This window comes from Mycobacterium sp. IDUB_19 (assembly GCF_055419445.1).
This window is the reverse complement of record NZ_JBVAXR010000075.1, coordinates 1-6,687: the sequence shown is the minus strand read 5'-3', so window position 1 is coordinate 6,687 and position 6,687 is coordinate 1. Positions and strand designations below refer to the sequence as shown.

Annotated in this window: 6 protein-coding genes; 2 read left to right on the top strand and 4 right to left on the bottom strand. The window is 64.3% G+C overall.

Annotation, left to right across the window (positions count from 1 at the left end):
• Positions 1 to 187: 187 nt before the first annotated feature.
• Genes ACZY0B_RS26310 through ACZY0B_RS26295 form a run of 4 tightly spaced genes read right to left on the bottom strand, consistent with a single transcriptional unit; the run spans position 188 to position 4,570 of the window.
• Positions 188 to 760, bottom strand: coding sequence for a TetR/AcrR family transcriptional regulator (locus tag ACZY0B_RS26310; protein WP_463767176.1), 573 nt, complete (start codon positions 758 to 760; stop codon positions 188 to 190).
• The gene (locus ACZY0B_RS26305; protein WP_463767175.1) at positions 757 to 1,689 is read right to left on the bottom strand and encodes an SDR family NAD(P)-dependent oxidoreductase; all 933 of its coding nucleotides are present in this window, start codon (positions 1,687 to 1,689) and stop codon (positions 757 to 759) included. The genes ACZY0B_RS26310 and ACZY0B_RS26305 overlap by 4 nt, the downstream gene beginning before the upstream one ends.
• Positions 1,686 to 3,143, bottom strand: a complete 1,458-nt coding sequence (locus ACZY0B_RS26300; RefSeq protein WP_463767174.1) for an acyl-CoA reductase — start codon at positions 3,141 to 3,143, stop codon at positions 1,686 to 1,688. The genes ACZY0B_RS26305 and ACZY0B_RS26300 overlap by 4 nt, the downstream gene beginning before the upstream one ends.
• Positions 3,140 to 4,570, bottom strand: coding sequence for a long-chain-fatty-acid--protein ligase (locus ACZY0B_RS26295; protein WP_463767173.1), 1,431 nt, complete (start codon positions 4,568 to 4,570; stop codon positions 3,140 to 3,142). The genes ACZY0B_RS26300 and ACZY0B_RS26295 overlap by 4 nt, the downstream gene beginning before the upstream one ends.
• Before the next feature lie 96 nt (positions 4,571 to 4,666).
• Here ACZY0B_RS26295 and ACZY0B_RS26290 point away from each other — a divergent pair, with 96 nt between their 5' ends.
• Both ACZY0B_RS26290 and ACZY0B_RS26285 read left to right on the top strand, forming a co-directional pair.
• Positions 4,667 to 5,392: a TetR/AcrR family transcriptional regulator gene (locus tag ACZY0B_RS26290; RefSeq protein WP_463767172.1), complete on the top strand. Its 726-nt coding sequence runs from the start codon at positions 4,667 to 4,669 to the stop codon at positions 5,390 to 5,392.
• Positions 5,393 to 5,418: 26 nt separating this feature from the next.
• The gene (locus tag ACZY0B_RS26285) at positions 5,419 to 6,606 is read left to right on the top strand and encodes an acyl-CoA dehydrogenase family protein (protein WP_463767171.1); all 1,188 of its coding nucleotides are present in this window, start codon (positions 5,419 to 5,421) and stop codon (positions 6,604 to 6,606) included.
• The last annotated feature ends 81 nt before the right edge of the window (positions 6,607 to 6,687 follow it).

The following is a 6,687-nucleotide window of genomic DNA, read 5'->3' as shown; positions in this document are numbered from 1 at the left end:
GCCGCGCCAAGTCGCCTCGCTGGAAACGCAGTTGCACCACCGCGTGATGGGCACCGCCGACGCGAGTGAGGGCGTCAACGCGTTCTTCGAGCGGCGGCCCCCGCGGTTCGGGTCGAAGCTGTCGCGTGACTGGAAAGCCCTGCCGGAGCCGTGAGTATGCGCATCGACGATCCGGAGGCTGCCCGGCTCAGGCCTTGAGCAAGTCGGCCAGCGCGACACCCAGGTTGTGCAGGTTGGTTTCCAGCGAGTACGTCCGATCGACAGTCCAGTTCACGATGCCGCCCGAGAGCGCACCAACAATGATGTCGGCCAAGGTGTCTGCGTCGTGGCGCGTACTGACCTCTCCGCGGGAGACGCCTTCTTTGATGAGCTCACCGAACGTTTCGTGCAGGTTGAACCCCCGCTGGATGCCGTAGCCGCTGGTGGCAAGCATCTCCCCGATCAGCTCGCGGTAGGCGTCGCCGGATTTGACCAGCGTCACCCCGATGTCGTCGAACACCCCGACCAGCCGCGCCGGGATCGGTTCGTCGGCGCGGTCGAAGACGACGTCGTGCAGGTTTACCAGCCGCCGTTCGGCCAGTGCGCGGATCATGTCCGCACGCGTGGCGAAGTGGTTGAAGAACGTCCGGTTCGCGATATCGGCGCGCTCGCAGATTTCCTCGATGGTGGTGGCCGCGACGCCCTGTGCCAGAAACAGGTCGAACGCGGCCATGAGGATCTTCTCCCGCATCTCCTGCTTGCGCCGTTCCAGTCTGCTCACGTGCTGCCACACACCTTTTCGGAGATCTGCCATAACTCCGCCGCGCGTTGCTCATCGCGCGCGTACGGGGCGACGGTCTCGCTGATGCCGCCGTCTTCCAGGTACAGCGCGCCCCGGTCGGCCAGCTCCGGGCTTACCGCGGCCCACACTTGGGTGGCCGCACCCTGCTCGGGAGTGGCGAAGTCAAGGAAGCCATCGGTCGATTCGCCACGCAGCGCACTGTTGTCCACGACGAGCTTGCGGAGATCGGAGAAGTCCTCACGGGACATATACCGCGCCAGCGAGGTGGCAACGGTGCCGGGATGGACGGCATACGCGCGGATTCCCAAGTCGCGCAGCCGCCGGTCGGTCTCAATCGCGTGCAGGATGTTCGCGGTCTTGGATGCGCCGTAGGCGACGAATTTGTCGTAGTCGCGTCGCTCCCAGTTGGGGTCGTCGAAGTCGACGTCACCCATCACATGGCCCCCGGAGGACAGGATCACCACCCGGGCGCCCCCGGCGGCAGCCAGCTGTGGGATCAGCAGCCGGGTGAGCTCGAAATGCCCGAAATGATTTGTTCCGATTTGTAATTCGAACCCGTCGCGGGTCCGGCTAAACGGGGTGAACATCACGCCGGCGTTGTTCATCAACACATGCACCGCCGGCGTGATGTCGCGGATCGCCGCCGCCGCCGCACGAACGCTGGACAGCGTGGTGAGGTCGAGCTCGACTGTCGAAGTCTGCGCGCCCGGTACTTCGACCCGTACCCACTCGGCGGCCTCGGCGAGTGCATCCTGATTGCGGGCGGCCAGAATCACGTGTGCACCCGCGGCGGCCAGCGCCCGCGCCGACTCACGGCCGAGACCGGCCGACGCGCCGGTGATCACACAGGCCTTGCCGGACAGGTCGATTCCGTCGACAACCTCCAGCGCGGTCCGGCGTTCGCTCATCGTCGGGCCAGCTCCCAGAGCGGAACGACCGTGGCGGGATCGCATTCCTCGTCGACGATCCACTTGCACATCCGCCGGACCGGCTCGATGGCGTCCTGGGGCATCGCGATCGCGACGCTGCACGCGTAGCCGAGGCTGGTCAGCCGTTGGGCACCGAACAGCGGCAGCGTGTTTCGCAACTGTCGCTTGAGCGACTCAGGATAGATGCCGATCGTCTGAGTGTAGGCGTTGACTGCTGCGGTCACCCGGTCGATGTTGTCCACCGGCACGATATTCGCGACCCGCCCGGACAGCATCGGCGAATAATCGACCGGCTCGTCGAATTGGGAGACGACGATGGCGCCTTCGCGCCGCTCGCCGCCGATGACGCGGTAGAAGTCGTCGGTCATGCGGGAGGCCTCGACATGGTCGAGCAGCTCGCGGTTGGGGTAGCGCGGCGGGGTGCTGACGATGTCGGGCAGCGACACCAGTTCGGTGTAGATCAATTCGCCGAGCCGATTCGCATTGGCCAGGCCCTCGGCATCGGTTCCGCTGAGCACGTAGATGACCCGCGCGTTGGCGCAGCCTTCCTGGTTGGCCACGCCGATGTCGGTCGCGGCGCGGCGGGCCACCTCCCGCAGGGTGTCTTCGTCGGCGAAGGCCTCGGCGCCGATGATGGTCGCGCTGCGCTTGGGGTCCAGCGCGATGAGCTCCAAACCCGGCTGGATGTACCGGGTTACGTGCTTGACCGACGCCATCCCGCCCCACGCCACGATCTTTTCGATGTGCTGGGGCTGATAGAGCACCTCTTCGACGGCCAGATCGCCGCCCTTCCAATACCCGACCGCCAGGTGCTTCGTGATCGGGTGGTTCGGCGCGATGTCGGCAAGCGTGCGGGCAATCGCGATGGCGGTGAGCGGATCGTTGGACGGGGCCTTGATGATGACGTCCGATCGGGTGATCACCGAACGCAGGATCGTCACCGCCGAGACCAATCCGCCGTTGCCCGCCGGGATGTGCAGCACCCGGGATCCGAAGGCGCGCACGCGTAGTTCACGTCCGTCGCGCAACTTTTGCGGGACCCATCCGTTGAGGTAGTCCAGCCCGACCTGGCTGTCGGCGATTTCGGTGACGTTCTCCCGGGAAAACAGCGGCCGCAGCACGCGATAGCTGTTCTTCATCATCTCCGCCGGCAGCACGTTGGCGACCAGCGAGGCCTCGTAGGCCTCCTGCAAGTGGGTGTTCGACTCGAAATCCAGCGCTTCGCCCAGGGCGGCCAGCACGTCGAGGATCTCGTCGAAGCTCAACTCGTAGAGGTCGCTCATTTGCCCAGGGCTCTTGAGTGGCAGTTGCTCGACGTATTTGCTCATGTCCGGCGCCTGGAACTGCGAGGCGCCGATGCGGGTATCGAACGGCACGAGATCGTCGGTGATGACCTGTCCCCGCAAGAACAGCGGGACGGTGTAGGCGATCACAGGTCGACACCCTTCATGAAATTCACCGCCTCGTTGTGCACCTCATGTGTTGCGGCGCAAGTGATCCGGTCGTCTTCGACACCCTGCTTTTCGCTGTAGCGCATGATGTCTTTCTCGAACGCGAGGCTGGCCTGGCCGCAGGGGCACTGCAGGTCCCAGTCGATCGTGACTTCGTCGCCCGAGATGACGCCGCCCCAATGCGCTCGCAGCAGGATGTCGTACACGGCCGCACGGCCGGTCTGCACACCGGTACGCGGAAGTGGCTCGCTGGTGTCGGGATCGAGTACGAACGGAACGACCCACGGCGCGACGTGGTAGCGGCCCTCGCGGCAACCCCAATGGAAGGTGCTCGATTCGGAGAAGCCGTAGCCGACCTGGATGCGGTCGACGCCAAGGAAGCGCTTGATGACGTCCATGAAATCGGCAGGCAGCGCAACACCTTTCATGCCGCCGCCGGTAAGGATCGCCGAGTCGGGAGAGAAGACATTTTGCACGCCGCGTTCCAGGCCGGCCTTGGCGATGTCGTACATCTGACCGAAGGCACTGGTCATGAACACCCTTTTGCCGCGCAGCTGTTCGGTGAGGCGGGTGAAGAACTCCTCGGTGTCTTGGGCCTGGCGTGCCTGCATGGCGATGAATTCGTCTTTGCGGGCGGCCAGCGCCGGGTCGATCTCCAGCCGGTCCAGCTCGCCGCGCGACGCCGCGGCGCGCATCTTGGAGGCCAGAAACATCAGGTCGGTGTCGACCGCGCCAGGGTAGAGCGCGTGAAACCTGCTCTCGTCGCCGCCGGTGAAGCCGCGTTTGATCATGTTGGCAATGCGCAGGTGGCCGAGCTTGCCGTTGGCGAAGTTCGGCCACACCACGTCCGCAACCGGGTTGAGTTCGGCATCGGTGGGTTCGTGGCCGAATGTCTGGAAAAGGCAGATCTTCCACAGCGTCATGCCTTGCTCGGCGCCGCGTTTGTCCTTGGGCAGGATTGAGATGGTGCCGGTGGTGCCGCTGGAGGTGATGACCTCGAGCGGCGTCTGCGCATCGAGCCGGTCGATCCAGTCGTCGATCCCGGTGCAGCCGTTGGTATCCACGTCCGCCAGGTCGTAGCTGGTGAGCTTGTCGAGCCACTGGGTCATCAGGTCGAAGCGCTTCCTGTCCACCAGCGCAGCCGGGTATGACTTGAACGCGGTATGCGAGAACAACAGCGGTACAACATCATTGAACTGATTGAGCTCTTTGATGCCGAGCCGGTCGGCCAGTTTGCGCAGTATCTCGATGCGCCGGTAGTGCTCCTGAAAGCGGATGCCCATGGCCTGCCGTTGTAACTCCTCGAGCTCGTCGCGGCCGATGCTGTGCATCTGGGTGTAGGACTGGCCGAAGAAGCCGATCGGGTCGTCCATGAACTCGGTGACCGGCCGCGCTGCCGTACTTGTCATCGGGTCATCGTAGACGCGATATGCAGTTGGGCGCAATAGTGCAGTCAACTGCAAGCCAGATCTCTCGGATGCTCCGGAGTGTTACTCTGCGTCGGTATGGGAATGCGAGAGCGCATCTTGGACTCGGCGCTAGAGTGCTTCACCGCAGAAGGCTACGACCGCACAACCGTCGCGCGGATTCGAGAGCACAGTGGTGTTTCCAACGGTGCTTTGTTTCACCACTTTTCGTCGAAGGAAGCAATCGCCGGCGCGCTCTATGTCGATGCCATGCGATCGGTGCAAGACGGATTCTGGAACGTCCTTCGGCAACGCCCGGCGACGTTGCGTGAGGCTGTCGGCGGGGTGATCCGCCAGCAATTGTCGTGGATTGAAGACAATCCGGACCGTGCGCGCTTTCTCTACGGCCGTGGACAACTTGACTGGACAACCGACGCCGGTGGGCAGCTACAAGACCTGAACCGCGATGTGACCGATGCCTACCGCGACTGGCTATCGGTGCTCGTCGACCGTGGCGAGGCGAAGGATCTTCCGATGCCGGTCGTGGTCGCGATCGTGACGGGACCGGCACACTCCATCGCTCAGCGGTGGCTAGTCGGTCAACTGCCGGGCTCGTTGTTGCACTATGCCGAGGAACTGATCGATGCCGCCGTCGCCGGCATGAGCGGGGTTCCCACCAAGCGCACACGTAGACCTCAGCAGCCGACCCAAGGCCGAATTCGTATACAGCTCCTTGGACCCGAGGGCTTGATCATCGCTGAAGGCGACGCGGTCGCCGAGTTGCTTCCGGTCAAGCCCGGGCACCCGGGTGTCACTGGAGAGTAAAACTCCGGAGTGATACTCTGTCTCACATGGTGAACGCGGTGTCCGAGTTGCTAGAACTGTCCCCGGTGCACGCTCGGCTGCAGGCTCAAGCGCGTGAAGTCGCCGCGCAATGGGCGAATCGGCCCCGCGAGGTCCGCCAGCATCTGCTGGATCATCACGAGATGCACCCGCAATTGTGGGAGAGCTTCTGCGATCACGGATGGCCGGGATTGGTGCTGTCGACCGAATACGGCGGCACCGAGGGAGGACTGCTCGGCGCGAGTCTCGTCCTCGAGGCATTCGCCGAGCGGGGGATAGTGCTGTGGATGCCCGTGCTGTCGGCCGCGATCGCGCATGCAATGGCCCAGGTTGGGTCGCAGCCGGCCAGCCGGCGATGGTGCCCACGAGTTGCCCGCGGACAGGCGCTACTGGCGATGGCCGTGACCGAATCACACAGTGGTCACAATATCTTCCGGACAAGCACCGAGATTCGTTGCAACGGTGACCATCTGGTGGTCAGCGGGGTCAAACAGATCACCTCCGGTCTGGATGTCGTCGATCGTGTGTTGGTGTTCGGCCGCGCCGCCGCCGGTGATGACGGCGCTTCGAGGGGTTACACGACGGTGCTCGTCGACCCGGCCTTGCCGGGAGTGACGATGAGTGAATTGCCGATGCGTTATCGCGAGGGTGTTCGGCAGTATCAGCTCGAGCTCAACGAAGTGATCGTCCCGGCAGACGAACTCGTCGGGGCCGAAGGGGAGGGTCTGGCGGTGATGTGGCCGTTCACCGCCGTCGAGCGCATCCTGACCGCCGCCCTGTGTCTCGGCAGCGCAGCATACGGCCTTGACGGCTCGGTCGTCCGCGCGAAGCAACGCATCACCTCGGGCACCGCTCCGATCGGGGCGAACCAGGCGATCGCGCACCCGCTGGCCAAACTGCACGCGCAGCTCGCCGCGGTCCGCTTGTTCGTCTACGGCGCCGCGTCGCGATTCGATGCGGGCGTGGACCCGTATGTCGTTGCGGGCGAGGCGAACATGGCCAAAATACTCACCGCCGATCTGGTGTTCGACAGCTACGACCATGCGATGCAAGTCCTAGGGGTCGATGCCTGGGACGACCGCAACGGTTGGATTGACAACTACCTCGACGCGCGGTTGTCGCGAACCGGGCCGGTGAGCAACGAGTTTGCACTCAACTTCATCGCCGAACACGTTCTGGGTCTGCCGACGCACTAAGGGCGGCACGTTCCATCAACCGTGGTGCGACGACCCGATGCAGGGGGCCGACCATGGCCCAGACCGTTCGGGCGGCGACTT

Bases quoted from the DNA above. Each gene is read 5' to 3' on its own strand.
- ACZY0B_RS26305 (WP_463767175.1), bottom strand. From the start codon at position 1,689: ATGAGCGAACGCCGGACCGCGCTGGAGGTTGTCGACGGAATCGACCTG.
- ACZY0B_RS26290 (WP_463767172.1), top strand. From the start codon at position 4,667: ATGGGAATGCGAGAGCGCATCTTGGACTCGGCGCTAGAGTGCTTCACC.
- ACZY0B_RS26285 (WP_463767171.1), top strand. From the start codon at position 5,419: ATGGTGAACGCGGTGTCCGAGTTGCTAGAACTGTCCCCGGTGCACGCT.
- ACZY0B_RS26295 (WP_463767173.1), bottom strand. From the start codon at position 4,570: ATGACAAGTACGGCAGCGCGGCCGGTCACCGAGTTCATGGACGACCCG.